The 24,254-nt window shown below is 64.4% G+C and carries 22 protein-coding genes; 7 read left to right on the forward strand and 15 right to left on the reverse strand.

Translation table 11 applies throughout. The features are described 5' to 3' along the window. The first annotated feature begins 34 nt into the window (after positions 1-34). Entirely contained in the window at positions 35-1,384 is a 1,350-nt protein-coding gene (locus AC0L3X_RS16030; protein WP_473316513.1) for an 8-oxoguanine deaminase, read from the forward strand. A 109-nt stretch (positions 1,385-1,493) separates the two neighbouring features. On the opposite strand, the gene AC0L3X_RS16035 is transcribed toward AC0L3X_RS16030, so the two are convergent. The 4 genes from AC0L3X_RS16035 to AC0L3X_RS16050 all read right to left on the reverse strand — a co-directional run bounded on the left by AC0L3X_RS16035 (position 1,494) and on the right by AC0L3X_RS16050 (position 6,198). Then, on the reverse strand, positions 1,494-2,570 hold the full coding sequence (locus tag AC0L3X_RS16035; protein WP_473316514.1) for a BMP family ABC transporter substrate-binding protein: 1,077 nt from the start codon (positions 2,568-2,570) through the stop codon (positions 1,494-1,496). 77 nt (positions 2,571-2,647) lie between these two features. Beyond that, a complete protein-coding gene (locus AC0L3X_RS16040; RefSeq protein WP_473316515.1) occupies positions 2,648-3,565 on the reverse strand; it encodes an ABC transporter permease in 918 nt (305 codons plus the stop codon). Beyond that, a complete protein-coding gene (locus AC0L3X_RS16045) occupies positions 3,552-4,643 on the reverse strand; it encodes an ABC transporter permease (RefSeq protein ID WP_473316516.1) in 1,092 nt (363 codons plus the stop codon). The genes AC0L3X_RS16040 and AC0L3X_RS16045 overlap by 14 nt, the downstream gene beginning before the upstream one ends. Next, a complete protein-coding gene (locus AC0L3X_RS16050) occupies positions 4,627-6,198 on the reverse strand; it encodes an ABC transporter ATP-binding protein (RefSeq protein ID WP_473316517.1) in 1,572 nt (523 codons plus the stop codon). Before AC0L3X_RS16050 ends, AC0L3X_RS16045 begins: the two co-directional genes overlap by 17 nt. A 574-nt stretch (positions 6,199-6,772) precedes the next feature. On the opposite strand from AC0L3X_RS16050, the gene AC0L3X_RS16055 reads away from it, so the two are divergent. Next, on the forward strand, positions 6,773-7,882 hold the full coding sequence (locus tag AC0L3X_RS16055; protein ID WP_085405721.1) for a hypothetical protein: 1,110 nt from the start codon (positions 6,773-6,775) through the stop codon (positions 7,880-7,882). 190 nt (positions 7,883-8,072) lie between these two features. On the opposite strand, the gene AC0L3X_RS16060 is transcribed toward AC0L3X_RS16055, so the two are convergent. Genes AC0L3X_RS16060 through AC0L3X_RS16085 form a run of 6 tightly spaced genes read right to left on the reverse strand, consistent with a single transcriptional unit; the run spans position 8,073 to position 13,945 of the window. Further along, on the reverse strand, positions 8,073-8,558 hold the full coding sequence (locus AC0L3X_RS16060; RefSeq protein WP_473316518.1) for a nucleoside deaminase: 486 nt from the start codon (positions 8,556-8,558) through the stop codon (positions 8,073-8,075). Between the two features lie 13 nt (positions 8,559-8,571). Continuing rightward, positions 8,572-10,104, reverse strand: coding sequence for an ABC transporter ATP-binding protein (locus tag AC0L3X_RS16065; protein ID WP_473316519.1), 1,533 nt, complete (start codon positions 10,102-10,104; stop codon positions 8,572-8,574). Further along, the gene (biuH, locus tag AC0L3X_RS16070; protein WP_473316520.1) at positions 10,101-10,784 is read right to left on the reverse strand and encodes a biuret amidohydrolase; all 684 of its coding nucleotides are present in this window, start codon (positions 10,782-10,784) and stop codon (positions 10,101-10,103) included. The genes AC0L3X_RS16065 and biuH overlap by 4 nt, the downstream gene beginning before the upstream one ends. A gap of 11 nt (positions 10,785-10,795) precedes the next feature. Then, positions 10,796-11,722 carry an ABC transporter permease gene (locus AC0L3X_RS16075; protein WP_473316521.1) on the reverse strand — a complete coding sequence of 309 codons (927 nt, stop codon included), beginning with the start codon at positions 11,720-11,722 and terminating at the stop codon, positions 10,796-10,798. A gap of 1 nt (position 11,723) precedes the next feature. Then, complete coding sequence (locus tag AC0L3X_RS16080; RefSeq protein ID WP_473316522.1) at positions 11,724-12,836, reverse strand: ABC transporter permease; 1,113 nt, start codon at positions 12,834-12,836, stop codon at positions 11,724-11,726. Beyond that, positions 12,833-13,945: a BMP family ABC transporter substrate-binding protein gene (locus AC0L3X_RS16085; protein ID WP_473316523.1), complete on the reverse strand. Its 1,113-nt coding sequence runs from the start codon at positions 13,943-13,945 to the stop codon at positions 12,833-12,835. The genes AC0L3X_RS16080 and AC0L3X_RS16085 overlap by 4 nt, the downstream gene beginning before the upstream one ends. Positions 13,946-14,345: 400 nt before the next feature. Between AC0L3X_RS16085 and AC0L3X_RS16090 the strand changes: the two genes are divergently transcribed. Together AC0L3X_RS16090 and AC0L3X_RS16095 are read left to right on the forward strand one after the other, a co-directional pair. Continuing rightward, positions 14,346-15,620, forward strand: coding sequence for an allantoate amidohydrolase (locus AC0L3X_RS16090; protein ID WP_473316524.1), 1,275 nt, complete (start codon positions 14,346-14,348; stop codon positions 15,618-15,620). A 101-nt stretch (positions 15,621-15,721) separates the two neighbouring features. Next, complete coding sequence (locus AC0L3X_RS16095; protein WP_473316525.1) at positions 15,722-17,095, forward strand: hypothetical protein; 1,374 nt, start codon at positions 15,722-15,724, stop codon at positions 17,093-17,095. A gap of 8 nt (positions 17,096-17,103) precedes the next feature. Here the strand turns inward: AC0L3X_RS16095 and AC0L3X_RS16100 are convergent, their stop codons facing one another. Continuing rightward, a complete protein-coding gene (locus AC0L3X_RS16100; RefSeq protein ID WP_063982032.1) occupies positions 17,104-18,423 on the reverse strand; it encodes a dicarboxylate/amino acid:cation symporter in 1,320 nt (439 codons plus the stop codon). 181 nt (positions 18,424-18,604) lie between these two features. Between AC0L3X_RS16100 and map the strand changes: the two genes are divergently transcribed. Continuing rightward, a complete protein-coding gene (gene map, locus AC0L3X_RS16105) occupies positions 18,605-19,357 on the forward strand; it encodes a type I methionyl aminopeptidase (protein WP_063982033.1) in 753 nt (250 codons plus the stop codon). Positions 19,358-19,444: 87 nt separating this feature from the next. Here the strand turns inward: map and AC0L3X_RS16110 are convergent, their stop codons facing one another. Beyond that, positions 19,445-19,666: a hypothetical protein gene (locus tag AC0L3X_RS16110; RefSeq protein ID WP_063982034.1), complete on the reverse strand. Its 222-nt coding sequence runs from the start codon at positions 19,664-19,666 to the stop codon at positions 19,445-19,447. A gap of 365 nt (positions 19,667-20,031) precedes the next feature. Between AC0L3X_RS16110 and AC0L3X_RS16115 the strand changes: the two genes are divergently transcribed. Beyond that, entirely contained in the window at positions 20,032-20,214 is a 183-nt protein-coding gene (locus AC0L3X_RS16115) for a hypothetical protein (RefSeq protein ID WP_028152900.1), read from the forward strand. A 25-nt stretch (positions 20,215-20,239) separates the two neighbouring features. On the opposite strand, the gene AC0L3X_RS16120 is transcribed toward AC0L3X_RS16115, so the two are convergent. The 3 genes from AC0L3X_RS16120 to AC0L3X_RS16130 form a co-directional block, all read right to left on the reverse strand. After that, complete coding sequence (locus tag AC0L3X_RS16120) at positions 20,240-21,619, reverse strand: vWA domain-containing protein (protein WP_063986213.1); 1,380 nt, start codon at positions 21,617-21,619, stop codon at positions 20,240-20,242. Between the two features lie 5 nt (positions 21,620-21,624). Continuing rightward, positions 21,625-22,572, reverse strand: a complete 948-nt coding sequence (locus AC0L3X_RS16125; RefSeq protein WP_085405733.1) for an AAA family ATPase — start codon at positions 22,570-22,572, stop codon at positions 21,625-21,627. 146 nt (positions 22,573-22,718) lie between these two features. After that, positions 22,719-22,916 carry a hypothetical protein gene (locus AC0L3X_RS16130; protein WP_028152902.1) on the reverse strand — a complete coding sequence of 66 codons (198 nt, stop codon included), beginning with the start codon at positions 22,914-22,916 and terminating at the stop codon, positions 22,719-22,721. Positions 22,917-23,143: 227 nt separating this feature from the next. Between AC0L3X_RS16130 and AC0L3X_RS16135 the strand changes: the two genes are divergently transcribed. Continuing rightward, on the forward strand, positions 23,144-24,118 hold the full coding sequence (locus AC0L3X_RS16135; protein ID WP_135215143.1) for a quinone oxidoreductase family protein: 975 nt from the start codon (positions 23,144-23,146) through the stop codon (positions 24,116-24,118). Positions 24,119-24,254 lie beyond the last annotated feature (136 nt).

Raw genomic sequence — 24,254 nt, forward strand, 5'->3', positions numbered from 1 at the left:
CCTTGTCATCAGCGGAGGTGAGGAGACCACGATCATGAGCGATGCAAAGCCGATCTGGATCAGGGATCCCCTCGCCATCCTCGCTGATGGTGCCGAGCGCGGGATCGTGGTGAGTGATGGCCGGATTGTCGAGCTCGTGCCGGCCGGTGGCAGGCCTGCGACGGCGGATGTCGCGGTGTTCGACGCGGGCGAGCATGTCGTCCTGCCGGGCCTGATCAACACACATCATCATTTCTACCAGACGCTGACGCGGGCGCTGCCGGCGGCGATGGACCGCGAGCTGTTTCCCTGGCTCCAGGCGCTCTATCCGGTGTGGGCGAAGATGACGCCGGAATCGCTCGAGCTCGGCGTCACCGTGGCGATGTCCGAGCTCCTGCTCTCGGGCTGCACCACCACAACGGATCACCACTATGTGTTCCCGGCGGGACTCGAGGAGTCCGTCGATATCGAGGTCGCAGTCGCAAAACGGCTCGGTGTCCGGGTGCTACTCACGCGCGGCTCGATGAACCTGTCGCAGCGCGACGGGGGCCTGCCGCCTGACAGCGTCGTGCAGGACGAGGACACCATCCTCGCCGACAGCGCGCGGGTGGTTGCAAAGCATCACCAGCGCGGCACGGATGCGATGGTGCAGATCGCGCTGGCGCCATGTTCACCATTCTCGGTGACGACGTCTTTGATGCGTGCCACCGCCGATCTCGCCGCCAAGCTCGGCGTCCGCCTGCACACCCATCTCGCCGAGACCGAGGACGAGAACAACTTCTGCCAGCAGATGTATGGCTGCCGCCCGCTCGACTATCTCGAGCAATGCGGCTGGCTCAATGCGCGGACCTGGCTCGCCCATGGCATCTTCTTCAATGCGGAGGAAATGAAGCGGCTCGGCAAGGCGAAGACGACCATCAGCCATTGCGCGTGCAGCAACCAGATTCTGGCGTCGGGCTGCTGCCCGGTGTGCGAGATGGAGGAGGCCGGTGTCGGTATCGGCATCGGCGTCGACGGCTCGGCCTCGAACGACGGATCGAATTTGATGCAGGAGGTGCGGGCGGCGTTCCTGCTGCAGCGGGCGCGCTACGGAGTGGCCAAGGTCAGCCACAAGGATGCGCTGCGCTGGGCCACCAAGGGCTCGGCGGCCTGCGTCGGCCGGCCGGAGCTGGGCGAGATCGCCGTCGGCAAGGCCGCCGATCTCGCCCTGTTCAGGCTCGACGAGCTACGCTTCTCCGGTCACGGCGATCCGCTGGCCGCGCTGGTGCTGTGCGGGGCGCATCGGGCCGACAGGGTGATGGTGGCGGGACAATGGGCCGTGATCGACGGCGCGATCCCGGGACTGGATGTTCCCGATCTCATTCGCCGCCACGGTTCCGCGGCGCGGGCGATGCAGGCGGGATAATCCGGGCAAAAAAGAAAGAGGGGGCGACCACAAGTGCCGGGTGCTTCTGGCCACCCCCTCCGAACCTCCTCCGGGAGGAGCAGGTGATCTAGGCAATGCAAGAAGCGTGCTACTTGCCCGGAAGCTTGTCGTCGATGCCCTTGACGTAGAAATTCATGCCGAGGATCTGGCCGTCATCGAGGTGATCGCCACCTTTGCACTCGACCGGCTTGCCGTCCTGCCCAATGACCGGGCACTTGAACGGATGCAGCTTGCCCGCTGTGATCGCGGCCTGGGCATCCTCGGCGAGCTTCTTCACGTCGTCGGGCATGTTGGTGTAGGGCGCCATCGCGAACATGTGGCTGTCGAGGCCACCCCAGCTGTCCTCGGACTTCCAGGTGCCGGCGAGCTCGGCCTTGACGCGCTCGATGTAGTAAGGGCCCCAGGTGTCCAGGATCGAGGTGAGCTGGGTCTTCGGCCCGAACTTGATCATCTCGGAATCCTGGCCGAAGGCGAGCTTGCCGCGTTCGCTGGCAATCTGCATCGCCGCAGGCGAATCGGTGTGCTGCATGATCACGTCGGCGCCCTGGTCGATCAGCGCCTTGGCGGCGTCGGCCTCCTTGCCCGGGTCGAACCAGGTGTTGGCCCAGATGATCTTGACCTTGATGTTCGGATTGATGGTCTGCGCCGCCAGGATCGTCGCGTTGATGCCGGAGACGACCTCCGGAATCGGGAACGAGCCGATATAGCCGAGCACGCCGGACTTCGACATCTTGGCCGCGATCAGGCCCTGGATGTAGCGGCCCTGCCACCATTTGGCCGAGTAGGTCGACATGTTCGGGTTGCGCTTGTAGCCAGTGGCGTGCTCGAAATGCACGTTCGGATATTTCTTGGCAACCTTCAGCGTCGGGTCCATGTAGCCGAACGAGGTCGTGAAGATCAGCTTGTTGCCGGCGCGGACGAGTTGCTCGATGGAGCGCTCGGCGTCGGGACCTTCGGGCACGTTCTCGAGATAGGTGGTCTCGATCTTGTCGTCCAGCTCCTTCACCAGGGCCTGGCGCGCGAGGTCGTGCTGGTAGGTCCAGCCCAAGTCTCCGATCGGACCCAGATAGATGAAGCCGACTTTCAGCTTGTCGGCGGCGGAGGCTGCGCTGACGCTTCCGGCAAGCAAAAGCCCGGCAGCCAGCGCAAGAAGTGATTTCCTCATCATCAATCTCCAAACATCAGGGGACAGCCACGATCCGCAACGTACGCGCCCCATCGCGTACGCTGCGGAAATGAAATTCAGCGGTCGGGCACGAACACGGTGCCGAGCGCGGCCGGCGCGGTCGAGCCGCCGGTGCGCGCGCGGGAGAGCAGGACCAGGACGATGACGGTTGCGAGGTAAGGCAGCGCCGACATGAATTGCGATGGAATGCCGACGCCCCAGCCCTGCGCGTGCAATTGCAGGATCGTCACCGCGCCGAACAGATAGGCGCCGACCACGAGACGTCCCGGCCGCCAGGACGAAAACACGACCAGTGCCAGCGCGATCCAGCCGCGCCCCGCGGTCATGCCGGGAATGAAGAACGGCGTGTAGGCGAGCGGCAGATAGGCGCCGGCGAGGCCTGCGCAGGCGCCGCCGAACATCACGGCGAAGGTACGGATGCGCAGCACGGGGTAGCCGAGCGCATGCGCGGAGACATGGTTGTCGCCGCAGGCGCGGAGGATCAAACCCGCCCGCGTGCGGTACAGGAACCACCAGACGCCGACGACGAGTGCGATGGAGAAATAGACGAAGGCGTCCTCGCCGAACAACACCCGGCCAATCAGCGGCATGTCCGTGAGGCGGGGAATAGTGAGGTGCATCGCGGGCGTGATGCGCTCGCCGACGAAGCCGGCGCCGATCAGGCCGGACAGGCCGACGCCGAGGATGGTCAGCGCGAGACCCGTTGCAACCTGGTTGACGGCGAGCCCGAGCGTCATCAGCGCGAACACCAGCGACATCAGCGCGCCCGCGACGATGCCGAACAGCGCGCCGATGAAGATCGAGCCGGTGAGCCACGCACCCGCAAAGCCGCAGGCCGCACCGACGATCATCATGCCCTCGACGCCGAGATTGAGCACGCCGGAGCGCTCGGTCACGAGCTCGCCGGTCGCCGCGATCAGCAGCGGCGTCGATGCGGCGAGCACCGCGAGGATGATGGCTTCAACCAGTTCCACGGGCCACCTGTCGGTTCGGGAAAACCTGCTTGAAGCGATAGAGAATGAGCGAATCGCAGGCGAGGACGTAGAACAGGAGGATGCCCTGGAAAACCTTGGTGACGTCCAACGGGATCTTCATCGCGATCTGCGCCTGCTCGCCGCCGATAAAGGTCAATGCGAGAAAAAGGCCTGCAATTAATATTCCAAGCGGGTTCAGCCGGCCGAGGAAGGCGACGATGATCGCGGTGAAGCCGTAGCCGGGCGAGATGCCGGGCTGAAGATGCCCGACCGGACCCGCGACCTCGATGATGCCGGCAAGGCCTGCGAGCGCGCCTGACACAGCGAAAGTCAGGATGACCAACTGGTTGGCGTTAAAGCCGCCGAACCGTGCGGCGCGCGGCGCCGCGCCGACCACGCGGATCTCGAAGCCCTTGATGGTTCGGCCTAGCAGGATCGCGGCTGCCGCGACGACGAGCAGGGCGATGATCGAGCCGAGATGCAGCCGGCCGCCTTCGATCAGCAGCGGGACTGTCGCCACAGGATCGAATTCCGCCGTGGTCGGGAAGTTGAATCCATGCGGATCGCGCCAGGGGCCGCGCACGAGATAGTCGAGGAAGAGGTCGGCGACATAGACCAGCATCAGGCTGGTCAGGATTTCGCTGGCGCCGAACTTCACCTTGCAGATCGCCGGGATCAGCGCATAGAGCGCACCTGCGGCGGCGGCGAGCACGAGCATCGCCGGCAGCACCCAGGCGCCGGCATCGGTGCCCTGCGTCTTCACCGCGATCCAGCTTCCGGCCACCGCGCCGATCAGGAATTGGCCCTCGGCGCCGATGTTCCATGCGTTGGCGAGATAGCAGAGCGACAACCCGATCGCGATCATCACCAGCGGCGTCGCCTTCACCGCGATCTCCTGCAGCGAATAGCCGTCGGTCAAAGGCGCGATGAAATAGGCATGCAGGGCGAGCAGCGGATTCTTGCCGAGGATCGCGAACAGGATGATCATGGTCACGATCGTCAGCCCGATCGCGATCAGCGGCGAGACCAGCGCGATCGTGTTGGAACGCTCGACGCGCTTCTCAAGCACCAATTGCATGCGCGGCCTCCTTCGGCTCCAGGCTGCTGCCCCCCATCAACAGGCCGAGTTTTTCGCGCGTGGCTTCGCTTGTTGCAAGCGGCGCCGAGAGCCGGCCGTGGAACATCACGGTGATCCGATCGGCGATCTCCGCGAGCTCGTCGAGATCCTGGCTGGTGACGAGCACGGCGGCGCCCGCGGTTGCGAGATCAAGCAGCGCCTGGCGGATCACGGCGGCGGCGCCGGCATCGACGCCCCAGGTCGGCTGGCTCACCACCAGCACCGCGGGGTTGCGCAGGATCTCGCGGCCGACGATGAACTTCTGCAGATTGCCGCCGGACAGGCTCGCCGCTTCCGGATCCCGCTTGGCCTTGCGCACGTCGAACGTTTCGGTGGCGCGGTCCACGGTCTTTAGTGTCGCCGCGGTGTCGATGAAGCCGTGATGGACCATGCCGCTGGCGGCGTGCCCGGTCAGTAGCGCGTTCTCCGACAGCTTCATGCGCGGCGCGGTGCCGTGGCCGAGCCGTTCCTCCGGGACGAAGGCCGCGCCCAGCTTGCGGCGCCGGGTGATCGAGAGGTGGCCGGCGGCGATGCCTTCGATCACGACGGTGCCGGGGTCGTTCGACAGGCGCTCGCCGGAGAGCGCGGCGAACAACTCGTCCTGGCCGTTGCCGGCGACGCCGGCGATGCCGAGGATCTCGCCGCCCTTCAGCTCGAACGAGATGTGCTCGAGCCGCACGCCATGCGCCTCGCTCGGCGCGAGTGAAAGGTCGTTGACGACTAGCCGCGGCACGGTGGTCTTCCGGCCTGCCGGTGCTCTCACTTCCCTGATCTCGCCGCCGACCATCATCCGCGCGAGCGAGGCCGCGGTCTCGAGCCGGGGATTGCAGGTCTCGACCTTCTTGCCGCCGCGCAGGATCGTGGCGGTGTCGCAGAGCCGCTTCACCTCCTCCAGCTTGTGGCTGATGTAGAGGATGGCGCGGCCTTCGGCCTTGAGGCGTTCCAGCACGATGAAGAGCTGGTCGGCTTCCTGCGGTGTCAGCACGGCGGTCGGCTCGTCCAGGATCAGGAATTTCGGATCCTGCATCAGCGCGCGGACGATCTCGATGCGCTGGCGCTCGCCGACCGAGAGTTGCCAGACCTCGCGCCTGGGATCGAGCGGCAGTCCATAGGTCTTCGACACCTGCTCCAGCCGCGCCGACATGTCCTTGAAGGATTCCCTGCCGTCGAGGCCGAGCGCGACGTTCTCGGCGACCGTGAGATTGTCGAACAGCGAGAAATGCTGGAACACCATGCCGATGCCGCGGCTGCGCGCCTCTGACGGACCCGACAGCACGATGGGGTGGCCCTGCCAGCGGATCTCGCCGGCGTTGGGCTGGATCAGCCCGTAGATCGCCTTGACCAGCGTCGACTTGCCAGCGCCGTTCTCGCCGAGCAGAGCGTGGATTTCCTTGGGCCAGATACCAATGTCGATGGAATCGTTGGCGAGGAAATCACCATAGCGCTTGGTGAGCCCGATCGTCTGAAGCAGAGGGGGCTCGCCGGAATGCAGGTCGTTGGACGTCTGGTCTAACATTCGCTGATGCGCTGGCACGGGGTGAAGTGCCTCAATTGTGGGCTAGTTTGAACCGTCGCGTAAGATGTGAAAAAGCGTCATCCCTTGCTCAACGCTTCGGCAGGCGGTCTGTGTCGCGAGTCGCGGCCCTTGTCAGTCGATGATCGTTTCCAACCGACATCAGGGAGAGCCATTGCGGCGGCCTCCTGCGAGAGACGCCTGTTGCAAATTTGTGACGGCTCAAACCAAATCGGAACCCGCTGTGCAGGTCTGACGTGAAGTTGAGCAAAGTCGCGCCTGCGCGCGTATGCAATTCCCGACCGGGCCAACGGTCGCTGTCGTCAATTGTGTCTGCATTCTTGCGCCGCCACAAAAGACAAATGAAATCAAACGGGAATCTTCGGCATCGCGTCACCGCACGCACGCAGCAGCGAAACGGAAAAAATCCTCGAATTCCTGGGTTGAAAGGCCGTTTCCTGCCGAAACAAGCGGCATGCCTTGAAAAAAGTTGAGGCTTCTCACTCCGGGAGATCGGCGCAAGTGTCGCACCCAAGGGGCGTTCATTTTTACGTGTCCAAACTTGGGGGTACTCAGGATGTCGTTTGGTTTCAAGGCAATCGCAGCCGCGGCGCTGTCGATTGCTACACTCGCTACCAGTGGCCTGGCTCAGGCAGCGGACCTGCCGGTCAAGGCTGCCAAGAAAGCGTCGGACGTCCCGTTCTTCCTGGTGATCGACAACCGCGTCACGTTCTCCTGGATGCCCAAGGGCACTGACCCCGGCATGTGGAGCGTCAATCCGAACGGCAGCATCAACGGTACGACCGCCAAGCAGGTTTATTCGTTCACGCACTTCGACCTCTGGGCCTACGGCACCAACTTCTTCACCATCTCCATGTTCAAGTCGGGTCATAACGACCCTGCTTCGCCCTGTATCGCACCTGGTCTGTCCTCCTCCTTCGGTGCAGCCGACTGCGCCGGCGCGACCGAGATCTACGGCCTATTCCGCTCGACCTTCGGCTGGAACCAGCTCTTCAACACCAAGGCCTTCACCACGGGGCCGCTGCAGAACATCTCGTTTGAAGTCGGTATGGATGGCAATTCCGAGAACACCTTCTTGGCGCCCGCGAAGCGGGACGTCGTTGCCGGTCTCCAGTTCGCCTTCGATCTTCCTTACAAGGGCTACATCAACGTCGCGCCCTTGATGTACTGGGAATTCTCCAACCACAACGCCTTCACTCAGTGCGGCAGCGGTTTTGCTGGCCCCCTCCCGGGTGTGAGCTGTAACTCCGATGGCAATGTCAGCTACAACCCGACCTGGGCCGTCGAAATCAACTACTACATGGACCTCGGCTTCCTGCCGCCGAACATGCAGTTCTGGTCGATCAGCGGCCGCGCCGGCTGGTATGGAGCGAAGGGCGACTCGAACGGCCTGCCTGCGCTCTCCGGCCCTGGCCGGTTCTCCACTGCTTCCAAGGTCGAGTTGAACAGCGAACCGATCCGTCTGACCTTCGACGCTTCGAAGGCCGCCTGGGGTGACAAGTACTCGCACTTCGTCGATCTCTGGGTTGCCTATCGCTACTGGCAGAACAAGTTCGGCCTCGACCACAACGCCATGCCCGGCGTCTGCACGGTCGCCGCGACCGGCCAGAGCACCAACAGCTGCACCGAATCCACGGTCTACGGCGGCGTCACTGTGAAGTTCTGATCGGCTGAGTCTCCAAGCTACAACGATGGCGCCGCGCATGTCCGCGCGGCTCCATCGGCGCTTGTGAGAGCGTAGGGTGGGCAAAGGCGCAACGCGCCGTGCCCACCATCTCTCCGGGCGGTTGGGATTGCTGGGCACGCTTCGCTTTGCCCGCCCTACGAAGGCTACGAAGCTGAGTATGTGGCGGCGCCTACTTCGTCCACACGCCGCCGTGGAGCGCCTCGGCCTCGTCCTCGAGCAGCGGCCCCACAACCTCCGTCGGCCGCTGGCCGCTGGCAAAGACCTGGCGGCACGGCAAATCGAGCGTGGGGTTGTCCGGATGGTTGCCGGTGACGCCGCGCAGGCGGTGCTCGCTGAGGCCGTAGACCACACGGCCGATGCCGGCCCAGTAGATGGCGCCGGCACACATCGCGCAGGGCTCTGCGGAGGAATAGAGCGTGGCCTTCGCCAGCACCTCGCGGTCCAGCCTACGGCAGGCCTGCGTGGCCGCGAGGCGCTCGGCATGCGCAGTGCCGTCATGGTCGGGCATGTAGCCGTTCTCGGTCTCGATCAGTACCTTGCCTGCGGCATCTACGACGACGCAGCCGAACGGATGATTGCCATGGGTGAGGGAGCGGCGCGCGACCACGAAAGACAGGCGGAGGAAGTGCTTGTCGCGCTCGGATCCGCCGCTCATCGCTCGTCCCTGGTCAATGCCCCGCCATATGCCGGCCGACCACGGTGAGATCGGCTTCGCTGGTTCGTGCTTCATACACGAATTCGCCGTGGAACATCACCACCAGCCGATCGGAGAGTTCGAGCAATTCGTCGAGATCCTCGCTGACGAGCAGCACGGCGGCGCCACGGTTGCGGGCCGCCATGATCTCGGCGTGGATCTGCGCCACCGCCGCGAAGTCGAGGCCGAAGCAGGGATTGGCCGCGATCAGCACCTCGACGTTGCCGCCAAGCTCGCGCGCCAGCACGGCACGCTGCACGTTGCCGCCCGACAGCGCCGCGATCGGCGTGTCCGGGGTGCGGGTCTTGATCTTGTACTGCGCGATTTTCTTCTTTGCATCGTCCCGGAAAGCGCTCCGATTGAGCCACCAGCCGCCGCTTGCGAAGGGCGCGCGGTCGAATTCACGGAAGGCGATGTTGTCGGCGACGCTCATGCCGCCGACGCAGGCGTTCTTCAGCGGCTCCTCGGGCAGCAGCGACATCTTGTGGCGCCGCATCTCTTCGCGGCTGGCGTGATAGGAATCGCCCGCGACGCGAATTTCACCACCCTCCGCCTCGCGCTGGCCGGCCAACACCTCGACCAGCTGGCGCTGGCCATTGCCGGAGACGCCGGCAATGCCCACGATCTCACCGGCGCGGACCGTGAGTGAGACGTCGTGCACGGCGATGGCGCCCGCGTCGTCGAGCGCGCGGACTTGTGCCAATTCCAGCCGGGCCTGGCCGGCTTCGCCGGTGCGCGGCGGCTGCACGGTCAGCTCCTCGGCGCCGATCATGGTTCGTGCCATCGCATCCGGTGTGAGTTCGGAAACCTTGCCGGCACCTGCGAGCTTGCCGCGGCGCAGGATGGTGACGTCGTCGGCGAAGGCCATGACCTCGCGGAATTTGTGCGTGATCATCAGGATGGTCAGTTCGCCCTTGACGACCATGTCGCGGAGCATGCCGAGCACTTCGTCGGCCTCCGCCGGCGTCAGCACCGAGGTCGGCTCGTCCAGGATCAGGAAGCGGCGCTTCAGATAGAGCTGCTTGAGGATCTCGCATTTCTGCCGCTCCCCGGCGGAGATGTCGGAGACCTTGGCGCCGAGCGGTATCTTGAACGGCATCCGCGCCAGAAAAGCCTCGAGCTCCTTCATCTCCTTTGGCCAGTTCACCACGGCCGGCACATCGTCGCGGGCCAGCACGAGATTTTCCGCGACCGTCATGGCCGGCACCAGGGTAAAATGCTGGTAGACCATGCCGAGGCCGAGCGCGTGGGCGTCCTTTGGATTCGCGATCGCCTGCTCGCGGCCGCCGACGAGGATGTCGCCTTCGGTCGCGTGGTAATAGCCCATGATGCATTTGACGAGCGTCGACTTGCCGGCGCCGTTCTCGCCGAGCAGCGCGTGGAACGAGCCCGGCCGCACCTTCAGCTCGACATTGTCGAGCGCGAGGAAGTCGCCGAAGCGCATGGTCATGGCGATGGCGTCGACGCCGAAGGCGCCTGCTGGCGGCGGTGTTTCGCCGATGATCACGAAATAGCTCCGATGAAGGCGTCCGACGTCGAGACCGCGCCGAACACGCCGCCCTGCATCTTGATCATCTTCAGCGCGTGCTCGTGGTTGCTCTTGTCGGTGGCGCCGCAGCAATCGTGCAGCAGGACGCATTCGAAGCCGCGGTCGTTGGCCTCGCGCATGGTGGTGTGGACGCAGACGTCGGTGGTGATCCCGGTCAGCACGATATTCTCGATGCCGCGCACGCGCAGGATCAGCTCCAGGTCGGTGGCGCAGAACGAGCCCTTGCCGGGCTTGTCGATGATCGGCTCGCCCGGCAGCGGCGCCAGCTCCTCGATGATGTCCCAGCCCGGCTCGCCGCGAACGAGGATACGCCCGCAGGGACCAGGATCGCCGATGCCGGCGCCGATCTGGCGCGAGCGCCAGCGCTTGTTGGCGGGAAGGTCGGAGAGATCGGGGCGATGGCCCTCGCGGGTATGGATGATGTGAAAGCCTTGGGCGCGCATGGCCGCGAGCAGCTTCTTGATCGGCTCGATCGGCGCCCGCGTCAGCGAGAGGTCGTAGCCCATCTTGTCGACATAGCCGCCGATGCCGCAGAAATCGGTCTGCATGTCGATGATGACGAGCGCGGTGTTTTGGGGGCGGAGATCGCCATTGTAGGGCCAGGCGTAGGGCTCGGACTTGATATAGCGCTCGGGCATGATTTCGTTCTCTAACGGGTGATCGACAATTCGGCCGGGGCTCCGGTCAGTGTGCGTTTCGGCGAGCAGGTGATGATCATGATCGCCAGCGTCAGGATGTAGGGGGCGGCGTTGAAGAGGTGATAGCCGGAGGTGACGCCGACCGATTGCAGTGACGGGCCCAGGGCCGCGGCACCGCCGAAGGCGAGCGAGGCCCACAGGCAGAGCAGGGGATCCCAGCGCGCGAAGATCACGAGGGCCACGGCCGTGATGCCCTGGCCGGAGGAGAGGCCCTCGTTCCAGCTTCCGGGATAGAACAGCGACAGGAACGAGCCGCCGATGCCGGCAAGGAAGCCGCCGACCATGGTCGCGCGCAGGCGGATCAGCAGCACGGAATGGCCCATCGCGCGCGCGGCGTCGGAGCTCTCGCCGGCGGTGCGGATCAAAAGGCCCCAGCGCGTGGTGCGGAAGGCCCAATAGAGGATCGGCGCGAGCGCGACGCCGATCAGGAACAGGACGTTGACGCGCAGCGCGGCGCGAACCTGCGGGACGTCGCTCCACCAGCCAAAATCGATCGCGGGCAGGCGCGGCGCGGTGGGCTCGATCAGCGGCTTGCCGAGATAGAAGGCAAGGCCGGTGCCAAGCAGCATCAGCGCGATGCCGACCGCGATATCGTTGACGCGCGGCAGCGAGCAGATACCGGCGTGCAATGCGCCCAGCAGTGCACCTGTGATGCCGGCGGCGAGCACGCCAAGCCAGGGCGATCCCGTGAGATACGAGATGCCGTAGGCGCTCATCGCCCCCATCACCAGCGTGCCCTCGAGGCCGAGATTGATGCGGCCGGAGCGCTCGGTGATGCATTCGCCCAGGCTCACGAACAGGAACGGCGTCGAGACGCGGATGGCGCCGCCGAGCACAGCGAGGGGGACAGTCCAGAGCCCGATCGATCCGTCTGCCATCTCAGGATTTTCCCTTCAACAATCCGATGCGGCCGTAGAGCGCGTCGCTGGCCAGCACGAAGACGAAGATGATGCCCTGAAGCACCAGAACGGATGCGTCGGGCAATCCGAGGCGGCGCTGCAAAAGGCCGCCGCTGGCGCTGATGCCGCCGAGCAGGATCGCGACGGGAATGATCGCGAGCGGATTCTGCCGGGCGAGGAACGCGACGAGGATGCCGGTGAATCCGTAGCCCGCCGCAAGGTTGGCGTTGGTGCGTCCCTGCACCGCGGCGACCTCGACCATGCCGGCAAGGCCCGCGGCGCCGCCGGCGAGGAAACAGATGGTCAGGATCAGCTTGCTGACGCCGAGACCGACGATCTTTGCGGCGCGGATGTTGCCGCCGGCGACCCGCGCGGCGAAGCCGAACACGGTGTGATAGATCAGGACGTAGGCAGCGATCGCGGCGATCAGGCCGAAGACGAGGCCCCAATGCACGTCGGTGCCGGGAATGCTGCCGATCATGTTGGCGGCGCCGATCTCGCGCGTCGACGGCTTGTTGAGGCTGGCGGGGTCGCGCATCAGCCCCTCAACGAGATGGTTGAGGATCGCGAGCGCGATGTAGACGAGCAGCAGGCTCGAGATGGTCTCGTTGACGCCGCGATACTGGCGCAAGCCGCCCGACAGCATGATCCACAGGCCGCCCCCGATCACGCCGCCGATAACCATGGCAATTTGGACGACGAGCGGCGGCATGCCCTGAAGCGCCAGCGCGGCGCTGGTCGCCGACAGCGCGCCGATCAGGAGCGCGCCTTCGCCGCCGATGATGACCATGCCGAGCTGTGCCGGCAGTGCGGTGCAGAGCGCGGTGAGGATCAGCGGCGCGGCACGCGTCAACGTGTTTTGCCAGGAGAACCAGGTGCCGAAAGCGCCGTAGTACATGTAGAAATAGAGGTCGAGCGGGTTCTTGCCGAACATCGCGACGAAGATGCCGAAGACCACGAGCGCGCCGGCCAGCGCCGCGCCCGGGATCAGGATGTATTCGATTGTCGCGCCATGGCGCTGGAGAAAGCCGGGACCGGCGGCCGGGGCGATTGTCCCGGCCGCTTCAGTGGAATCCGCGGCTTCCGTTGTCACGAAGTCGCTCCGATCACACCGTCGACCAGGTAGTCCATCTTCTCCAGCTCAGGATCCTTCTGGCCGCGATCGGTGCCGGCTGCGATCACCGTCTTGCCCTTGTTGTCGACCAAGCCGCCCTTGAAGATGGCGTAGCCCTCCGCCGACAGGAATTTGGCCTTGACCTCGTCGGCGTGCTTGCGCGCTTCGGCGGAGACTGCCTCACCGTAGGGCGAGGTCTTGACGATCTCTTCCTTGAGGCCGCCGCGATAGAAGTTCGGGATGCTTTCGCCGGCGGCGATCATCTTCACGAACTTCGGATAGAGCGCTTCCCAATTCCACTCGGCACCGGTGAGATACGCCTTCGGCGCCAGCGGCGACTGGTTGGTGTGATAGCCGCAGACGAAGGCGCCGCGGCGTGCGGCGTTCTCGACCATGGTCTTCGGACCGTCGACATGGCAGGTGAGCACGTCGACGCTCTGATCGATCAGGCTGTTGGTGGCTTCGGCCTCCTTGACCGGCATCGACCAATCGCCAGTGAAAATAACCTGCGTGGTGGCCTTGGGATTGGCGAGCCTGGCGCCGAGCGCGAAGGCGTTGATGTTACGCAGCACCTGCGGGATCGGCTTGGCGGCAACGAAGCCGAGCTTGCCGCTCTTGGAGGTGTAGCCGGCAACGATGCCCGAAATGTACTGGGCCTCGTCGATATAGCCAAAATAGCTGCCGGCGTTCTTTGGATCCTTGTCGCTCCACAGGCCGCCGCAGTGCTCGAAGCGCAGCTTCGGGAACTTGGTGGCCATCTTGATCATGTGCGGGTTGTAGTAGCCGAACGAGGTCGGGAAGAGCAGGGTGGCGCCGTCGAGGTTGATCATGGACTCGATCGTCTTCTCGACCGCGTCGGTCTCCGGCACCTTCTCTTCCTCGACGACCTTCAGCCCCGGAATTTTCTTCAGTGCCGCCGCGCCCTGCGCATGCGCCTGGTTGTAGCCGTAGTCGTCGCGCGAGCCGACATAGATGAAGCCGATGGTGGTATCGGCCGCGAAGGCGGGACGGACGCCCGCTGCCGCACCGAGGGTCAGGGCCGCGCCGCCCTGCAACAAATGACGTCGTGAAATCTTGCCGAAATCCATTGCTCGCTCCCCTTGGCGGATGTCCCGCCTTAATCTCGCGGCCGCGCCAGTCTGGCGGAGCCCGGGGATAAGATGTCGCAAGCTTCGTGCCAGAGGCCACGGAGTGGTCAATTGACATGAAGCCATTGAAAAGTATTGCTTTTACAAATTTTCAGAATCCTGCTGAGTAAGTCGTCAGATTAATTTTTGAGCAAAATATAGAAGTTGTATGCAATGGAGTTGAGCAGGCAGGCCAGGTCGCGTGTGTGCGTGACGGGAGCTACGAACTGCCGGCAACCCGCATTCATGCTACCCACGCGCGGATCGGGACCGCGGTCGTGATTTTTTTGCTGACACCGAACTTGTATCGATCGCCGCCAGGACCGCCGCCGCGGTCCCAAGAGATGGGAAGCTCGTCGAGATGGTTGCTGGTAACGCCGTTCAGAATGCATCGCTCGGCGAGGAGATCGTGCGACGGATCGACGAGCTCGCCGCGATCTCGGAAGACGGCGACAAGCTCACCCGCATCTATCTCACCAGCGAGCTGCGCAAGGCCGCTGACCTCATCCTGAGCTGGATGCGCGAAGCCGGCATGAGTGCGCATCTCGATGCGATCGGGAATGTCTGCGGACGCTACGAAGGCGAGCAGCCGGGGGCGCCCTGCCTGATGCTCGGCTCGCACTACGACACGGTGCGCGATGCCGGCAAATGGGACGGGCCGCTGGGGGTGATCACCGCGATCGCCTGCGTCGCCGATCTCAACCGCCGCGGCAAGCGCCTGCCGTTCGCGATCGAGGTGATCGGCTTTGCCGATGAAGAGGGGGTACGTTTCGCCTCGACGCTGCTCGGAAGCCGGGCGGTGGCCGGCACCTTCGACGAGAGCGTCCTGAACACGCGCGACCGCGACGGCGTGTCGATGCGCGATGCGCTCGTCGCGTTCGGCCTCGATCCCGATCACATCGGCGCAGCCGCGCGGGCCCGGCGCGAACTGCTGGCCTATCTCGAATTGCACATCGAGCAGGGTCCGGTGCTGGAAGCACAGAATCTGCCCGTCGGTGTCGTCACCGCGATTGCGGGCGCGACACGGCTCGCTGCGCGGCTGACCGGCATGGCCGGTCATGCCGGCACCGTGCCGATGGCGCTGCGCCGTGATGCGCTCGCCGGCGCGGCCGAATGCATCGGCGCGATCGAGCAGTTTTGCCGCACCGACGCGGGCGGGCTGGTCGGCACCGTCGGCTATATCCAGGCGAGGCCCGGGGCGACCAATGTCATCCCGGGCGACGTGTCGTTCACCATCGACATGCGGGCACCGACCGACATGCATCGCAAGCGCGCGGTCGCCGACGTCGTCTGGCAGATCGAGGCCATCGCCAAGTGCCGGCATTTGGCGCTTCAGCTCGACGTCACTCACGAGAATCGCACCGCGCCTTGCGCACCCTGGCTGAAGGATCAGATCGCGCAGGCGATCGCTGCCGAAGGCGCGTCGGTGTTCGAGCTGCCGAGCGGGGCAGGGCACGACGGCATGGCGATGATCGATATCGCCGATGTCGGCATGATCTTCGTCCGCTGTCGCGGCGGCATCAGCCACCACCCGGACGAGCACGTCGAGCTCGCCGATGCCGACGCCGGCGCACGCGTGCTGCTGCGGGTGATCGAGAATTTCAGGCCGCGGGAGGGCCGCGCCGGCGCGAAGTGATTGCCTGAAGCCCGCAAGTCACCGGGTAGAGATACGAATCAGTCATGTTTAAAATGGTGGCCGCCATCACGGGGTCACGAGACATCAGCCGATTGACGCATATGAACAGCGACATCTCTTTTCCATCGCATCGTGAAAACCGGTTCTACCAGGGGATGGCTGCGACCTTCGTCGCCAACGCGCTTCAGGCGGTCAATTTTCTCGGTGATCGCTTCCTGAGACAATCGCATCATGCGTTGTCGGACATCGAGGATCTCTACCGGCACTCGATGGACAGCGCCTTTTCAGTGACCGAGGCCTTCCTCGTCACGGGGGCGCCACATGCTTCCGCCTATTACCCGCGCGACTTCGCCTGGTTTTATCCCGACGTTCTCGATCCCGAAACCATCATGGATTCGCAGGACGCAGTGCGCCGGGCGCGCCTGCTCGAAAAGAGCGTTCGCCTCTTGCTGCAGGCGGTTCGCGCCGACGTGGTCACGACGACCATCGTTCCTGCGGGACGCGGGCGGTACCTGGGCGTGAATTATTTCTCGCGGCCCTCGGACACGCTGCTCGGCATTCTCGCCGGTCTCCAGCAGATGATAGGTGCCGACGAGAGAGCGTCTTCCTATCTGGCGATGTCGCAATGCGCACATGCCGGCCGCCTGCTGCTGACCGAATATGGCGTCGACCTGAAGCGCGCGATCCTTCAGCTCGCGAGCGAACTGGAGCCAGTTGACACTGATGGCACCAGATATCTGCTATGCGATGCCGGCGGGCCTCGCTCTGCGGCAACGGATACGCGGGCCGAGCGCAGGCGCTTCGTCACCAACGCCTGCGTCTACACGACGTTCGTATGGGGTGTGCAGCTCGGGATCGTCGACGAGAACGAACTGAAGCGGCTGCTCGGTCGCGACCTTGCGCAGTACAAGCGAGATCTGCTCCGTTTGTTCGGCAAGGACGGCTATATCAGGCATTCGCTTGACGGCCCGGCGGGCGCACCGGTGTCCTTGGTGGCCCTGGATTTCGTCAGCGTGCATCGCGGCTTCTGGGACATGAACGATGCCGGCGAGCGGGCGCTGTTTGCGGCTACGACGAATCTGATCATCGCCGAGCCGCGCTTTCGCATCCCCAGCACGTTCCACTTCCTGGTGTCGGCGGATAATCCACGGAACAAGATGATCCACAAGATCGCGGCGCCGGCCTATCAGGGGCGTTCGTCGTGGCCGACATTCAATGTCGAATTCGCGGATCGGATGCTGGATTTTGATGAAGCCTCAGGGAGCGATACCTATCGGGCTTGCGCGCAGGGGATATTGAAGGACATTCGGACCGCGACCGAGGTCCATGGCGGCTATCAGGAGCTGATCTCGGAGCAGGGCCTGAAGTATCGCACCTGGGCGTATAAGGGCGCCGTGGCGCACTCCTGGTTTCCGCGCTTCCTGTCGGTCTGGAGGAGGGCGTATGGAACGCCGCTCCTCCAGTGGAATGATTGATCCGCGGCCTATCCCGCGGTCACGTCCACCAGTTCGCCGCCCTCCAGCACCTTGGCTGCCTTGGCGCGGTCGAGATCGCCTTCCCAGGCGGCCACCACCACCGTCGCCACGCAATTGCCGACGAGGTTGCCGACCGCGCGGGCCATGCCGATGAACCAATCGACCGACAGCACCAGCACGAGGCCGATGGCGGGAATGCTCGGCACCGCGTTGAGCGTCGCGGCCAGGATCACGATCGCCGAGCCCGGCACGCCGTGCGCGCCCTTCGACGTGATCAGCGAGACGCCGAGCACCAGCAGAAGGTCGCCGAAGGACAGCGGCGTGTTGGTCGCCTGCGCGATGAAGACGACGGCGAGCGTCAGGTAGATCGAGAAAGCGTCGAGGTTGAAGGAATAGCCGGTCGGGATGACGAGGCCGACGACGGAATCCTTCACGCCCATCCGCTCCAGTTTCTTCATGATCTGCGGCAGCACGGCATCGGAGGACGCGGTCGCGAGCACGATGGTCAACTCTTCGCGCAGGTAAGCGAGGAATTTGAGGATGTTGATTCCGGCGAGCGCCATCACGCCGCCGAGCACGCCCAGCACGAAGATGCCGACCGAGACGTAGAACAGCATCACCAGCGAGACGAGCTGCTTCAGCGAGCCGACGCCGTATTTGCCGACGGTATAGGCGACCGCGCCGAGCACGCCGAGCGGCGCGACCCGCACGATCAGCCCCATGACCCGAAACAGCACGGTGGAGGCCGCGTCGATGATCGATGTGACCAGCGCGCCCTTCTCGCCGCCGACGAGCGCAAGGCCAACACCGAACAGGACCGCGAAGAACAGCACCTGGAGCACGTCGTTGCGCGACAGCGCATCGAAGGAGGTGCTGGGGATCACATTCATCAGGAAGGCGCCGATGCCGCCGCCGGACAGCTTGTGCGCGTTGTCGGCATAGGTGTTGAGCGCCTTGGCGTCGAGCGTCGAGGGATCGATGTTCATGCCGTGGCCGGGACCGAAGAGATAGGCGAGCAGCAGACCGACCACGAGGGCGACCGTCGTCATCACCTCGAAATAGACCAGCGCCTTGACGCCGACCCGGCCGACCTTCTTGAGGTCGCCGGCACCGGCAATGCCGTGCACGACGACGCAGAACACGATCGGCGCTACGATCATCGAGATCAGCTTCAGGAAGGCGTCGCTGAGGATCTTGAGCCCGATGGCGAAGTCCGGAACGGCCATCCCCAGGATGACGCCAAGCACCAGCGCGGCGAGGACCTGGACGAACAGCGAGGTGTAGAGCGGCTTCGGCTCGGCGGTAGGTGCCGCGGTGATGGTCGACATGGTGGACTCCCCCGGTTTGACGCGTCTTGGACGTCAAAAAGGAGCAACAACCGTGCCAGATTGTCGCGGCCTGGTCTTGGAAGTGATCCAGGGCGCGCATAATCCGGGATTCTTGCGCGCGCTCTTCCGTTTGCAAGTCGGCATCGCAACAGCTATGTCCCGGCTTTCGCAAGAGCCTGATATGACAATCTCGAATGAGAACGATCTGATCTGCCTGAAAGAGGTCGGGCGTATCGTCGCCAATGCCCTTGAGGCGATGGGGAAGGCCCTCGAGCCCGGCATGACCACCGCGGAACTCGACCGGATCGGACGAGCGCTCCTTGAGGCCGCCGGAGCGCGTTCGGCGCCGGAACTGGCCTATGCCTTTCCTGGCGCAACCTGCATCAGCGTGAACGAAGAGATCGCTCATGGCATCCCGGGTGCCCGGCGGATCGAGCGTGGCGACCTCGTCAACATCGACGTCTCGGCCGAGAAGAGCGGCTTCTTTGCCGATACGGGAGCCTCGTTCGCCGTTCCGCCCGTGACCCGTTCGATCGAGCGTCTTTGCAGGGATGGTCGGCGGGCGATGTGGACGGGCTTGCGGCAGGTCGGCGCCGGCAAACCGATTGCCGGCATCGGTCAAGCCATCGGGACGTTTGCGCGGAAAAACGGCTACATGCTCGTCAAGAACCTAGCCAGTCACGGTGTCGGCTTGTCGCTCCACGAGGAGCCGACGGAGATCGCGACATGGCCCGATCGCTCCGAGCGACGCATCATGAGCGATGGCCTGGTGTTCACCGTCGAGCCGTTCCTGTCGCTTGGCGCGGAGTGGGCCGAGAACGGTGATGACGATCCATGGACGCTCTACAGCAGCCCCGAGGCGCCTACCGTTCAGTACGAGCACACGGTTGTCGCAACCCGCAATGGGCCTTTGATCGTTACGCTGGCGGATTGAGGTCGTTCCCGCGACGCGCTGTCAGCGGGAACGCAAGAGATTATTTTTCAGGCGATCATGCAGAGCTATTGCGCGCGGACAGTCCCGTCACGCCACGAGATCCAGTAGCCGGCACGATCCGCGCACCAGCACCTTGCGTCCGGTTGGCGTCATCGAAGGTACGCCGTCACTGACAACAACGAGACCGAGCTTGACGAGACCTTCGACGAGATAGGCCTTCGAGAGGCGACCATTCGACACGGGGTTGCGAAGCGCTTTCAGCGCTTCCCATTGGTCCGGCGAAAGATCGAAGTCGATGTCGTTGCTCATGTTGCCTCAAGCGATAGTCCAAGTTCGTGCGCCCCTGTTAGCGGCGCCGCATGAACACCATGCGACGACAATGAGTCGGGAATTCGGTAAGCTGTTTAGAACCTCTCTTCACGAATTGCCGCACGTCATTGCGCCACAACAGTTAAGATCGTTCGCGCACGAAAATCGTCCCGGTCTCCGATCACTAATTGATGATGTGCGCTTGATCGTGCGGCGAGAGTTACCGCAGTGCACGGGAAGCATCACTGTCCCATTGCGCGTCGCGATATGCACAGAAATCGTGAAGCGAGGGCGATTGGACTCTGACTGGACTCTGCTACGTTGATTCGCAGGGGATTGGCTTCACACGACAGGAGTGTGAGTGCATGAACAGGCTGATGGCAATTCGCAGTCAGGAATTCCTCTGCCGAGAGCGCGCGGCGCTGGATTCGGAGCGACGGGCGTTCTGGCTCGCGCAGGCCCAGGAATGGGAGCAGCGCGCGCTCGACGAAATTGCGCATCACTTTCGGGAGTGCAACCTCGTCCAGGCCGAGCTGACTGCCGCCTGACGCCAGCGGCGGACGTGATTGCCGTCTACTGATAAGTCGCCACGATGTCGGACACGGCGCGTTCGAGCTGCTGTGCGGTGGCGCATTGGCGCACGACAGTGCAGAAGGTCGCGTAGCGCGGCATCTCGGAATCACCGAAGCCCCAGGCGAGCCGTCCTTCGGGATTGAGCCAGACCACGCGCTTCGAGCGTTCGGAGATGCGGCGCAGGATGTCGGCGCGCGGGTCGAGATTGTTGCTGCGGGCGTCACCGAGCACGATCACCGTGGTCTGCGGCGTCAGCGTGCTCATAAACTCCTTCTCGAAATCGACGAGAGAGGAGCCGTAGTCGGATGAGCCGAAGCCGACCTTGGACATGATCTCGGCCATCGCCTCTTCGGGCGACTTCTTCTCCAGGATCTCGCTGACCTCGATCAGATGCGAGGAGAAGGCGAAGGAGTGGACGTCGTCGACCACCTCGTGCAGCGAGTGGATCAGGAGCAGGAAGAAATCGGAGACCTGCGCGACCGAGCCTGAGACGTCGCAGATTGCGACGATCTTGGGCCGGTCGCGGTGCTTGCGCTTCCACGCGGTGAGGAAGGGCACGCCGCCCCAGGCCGCGTTGCGGCGCAGTGTGCGGCGGACGTCGAGATGGCCGCGGCGCTGGCGCTTGCGCGGCTTCGAGTAGCGCTCGCGCAGGCGCCGCGCGATCTGGCGGATGAGCGCGCGCATCTCCGCGACTTGGCGCCGCTCGATGCGGGCGAGAGGCGCGTTGCGCAGGATCTCGTTGCGGAGGTTTTCGGCCTCTTCGCGGGCATAAAGCGCAAGGCCTTGCGAGACCGTGTCACGGACTGCTTCGCGCAACGCGTCCAGCGCGCCGCGCAGACGCTCGGCCAGCGACGGATTGGTCGCGGTGAGCGCGTCGAGATCGTCGCGCAGGCGCTGAAGGCCCATGGCGTCGAGGATGCGGCTGGAAAAGATCCCGCGCTGAGTCGAATAGCGGATGTCGGACAGCGAAGCCACACCGGAAGCGCTGGCGATCGCCGCTGCGATCGCGTTGCGATCCTGCGACAGCAGCATCTGCGCAAGCGGGCCCAATGCTTCGGAAGCCTGGCCTTCGCCTGCTTCACTGGCCGAGCTGGGTGAGGGGGTCTGATCCGCGTCCTGCGATGCGTCGTCGTTGTCGTCGGCCTCGGGTTGATCTTGCCGCGGCTCTGGTTGGCTGAAGAAGAGATCAAAGCAGTCGCCGAGGGCGAGCTTCTCGTCCTGCGACTTGGCGAGCGTCAGGAGCAGCGCATCGCGCAGGATGGCCCGGTCGGAAAAGCCGACCTGCTTGACCGCGCGCATCGCATCGATGCTTTCGGCGGGCGAGACATGCACGCCGGCACCGCGCGCCGCTCGAAAGAAACGATGGAGATTCTCGCGCATCGGCGTCAACCGAAGACGTTGGACCGTGCCGCCTTGGCAATGAAGGTCGTAACTTGCGGCGTTGCTGCCTCGATGTCGGCCTCGTACTTCAGGAGCACATTGAGCGTGTCCTTGACGATATCGGTGTCTAGCTCCGTGGCCTGAAGTAGAACCAGGACGCGCGCCCAGTCGATGGTCTCACTGACCGAGGGCAGTTTCTTCAGGTCGAGCGAGCGGATCTCGTGGATGAAGCCGACCATCTGCCGGCGCAGCGCCTGCGAGATGCCGGAGACGCGGCTCTCGACGATGCGTTCTTCGAGCCGCTGCTCGGGGAAGCCGATATGCAGATGCAGGCAGCGCCGCTTCAGGGCGTCGCCGAGGTCACGCTCGCTGTTCGAGGTGAGGATCACCGTCGGCGGCGTGATCGCCGCGACCGTGCCGAGCTCCGGGATCGTGACCTGGAAATCGGAGAGGATTTCCAGCAGCAGCGATTCGAATTCAGCGTCGGACTTGTCGATCTCGTCGATCAGGAGCACGCAGCCGCCCGGCTGCTCCAGCGCCTGCAGCAGAGGGCGCGGCTCGACGAACTCCTTGGAGAAGAACACGTCGCCGAAATCGTGGAGCTGATTGAGTGCGTCATGCAGCGTCTGCGCACCGCCGAGGACTTCGCCGAGCTTGTCCTTGAGGATCTGGGTGTAGAGAAGCTGTTTTGCGTATTTCCACTCGTAGAGCGCCTTGGCCTCGTCGAGGCCCTCGTAACACTGCAGGCGGATCATCTTCATGCCGCGCCAGGCGGCAATGGCCTTGGCAAGCTCGGTCTTGCCGACGCCCGCGGGGCCTTCGACCAGGATCGGTTTCTCGATCTGCTGCGACAAATAGACGGCGGTCGCGATCTGCCGGCTCGCGATATAGCCCTGCGCGGCGAGGCCGCTCTCCACTGCCTCGATCGAGGTCGAGGCCTTCTGTTCAGCCACGAAAGGGCGCTCCCAAAGGTCTTGCTTGAGGCTTGTTCTGCCTGCGTTCCCGGCAAAGAACAAGCCTCGTTTGGGACGGCCTGACCCGCGCTGAACGTCGCTTTTTCCGTTCAGCGCAAATACTTAAGCGATGGCTGATCGTGCGGTCAGTGCCGCAGCTCCGGCTTGCGGATGGTCTGCCGGACTTCCGCGCCGCAGTCCGCGCATTCATAGACGAAGTCGATCCTGGCAAGGCCCCAATGCGGTTCGACCTCGCGGACGTACATCGGCAGGAACCCCATGCAGGCGGGACAAATTACAGGCGCGATTTCGATATCCTGATGATGCTGTACATAAGCTGGCATCTCGGCTCTCCTTCGCAGGCGACCACCAAACCCCGCGAAAAGGCTACTGCCGGAACGCGCCGGTGCCGTCATCAACTCTTTCGAACAGAGGCGGAACGGCAGGCGTTTGTCGTTCGCTGTGACATTCTTGTTACGTCTCTGTACTGTAACGGGCCGACCGAATTCCTATTTCACAGGCCGATCCGTTTTCCACGGACCTTCACTGCAACAATAAGGGAGCAACGCCCATGACGCATGCCATTCGCTTTCACAAGACCGGCGGTCCTGAAGTCCTGGTCTGGGAGGAAGTCAGTGTCGGCAAGCCCGGGCCGGGCGAGGCGCGCATCCGCCACACGGCGGTCGGCCTCAACTTCGTCGACATCTACAATCGCTCCGGGGTGTATCCGGTACAATTGCCGAGCGGTCTCGGCAGCGAGGGTGCCGGCGTCGTCGAGGAAGTCGGGGCCGGTGTCACCGATTTGAAGCCCGGTGATCGCGTTGCCTACGGCGCCTCACCGCTCGGAGCCTATGCCGAGGCGCGGCTGATCCCGGCCGACCGGCTGTTGAAGCTGCCCGACGGTGTCGATGACAAGACCGCGGCGGCCATGATGCTGAAGGGGCTCACCACCCAATACCTGATCCGGCAGACCTATCGCGTGAAGGCCGGCGACACCATCCTGCTCCACGCCGCAGCCGGCGGCGTTGGTCTCATCTTGAGCCAGTGGGCAAAACATCTCGGCGCGACAGTGATCGGCACCGTCAGCAGCGACGAGAAGGCAAAGCTCGCCAAGGCACATGGCTGCGATCATGTGATCATCTATACGCGCGAGGATTTCGTGAAGCGCGTGGACGAGATCACGGGCGGCAAGAAGGTGCCGGTGGTCTATGATTCCGTCGGCAAGGATACGTTCCTGAAGTCGCTGGATTGTCTTGCGCCGCTCGGTGTTGCCGCGCTGTTCGGTGCGTCCTCCGGCGCTGTCGAGCCGCTCAACCTCGGCCTGCTCGCGCAGAAGGGCTCGCTCTACGTCACCCGTCCGACGCTGTTCACCTACGCTGCCAAGCGCGAGGCCCTGGTCGCCATGGCGAACGAGCTGTTCGACGTCGTGAAGTCCGGCGCAGTCAAGATCGAGGTGCACCAGACCTACCCGCTGAAGGATGCCGCCAAAGCGCATGCCGATCTCGCTGCGCGCAAGACCACGGGATCGACCGTTCTCACGGTGTGATATCCGGCCGGGCAGTGGCGGGGGGGGGGGGGGGGGGGGGGGGGGGGGGGGGGGGGGGTGGGTGGGGGGGGGGGGGGGGGGGGGGGGGGGGGGGGGGGGGGGGGGGGGGGGGGGGGGGGGGGGGGGGGGGGGGGGG

Source organism: Bradyrhizobium sp. MI1.7, assembly GCF_055811795.1.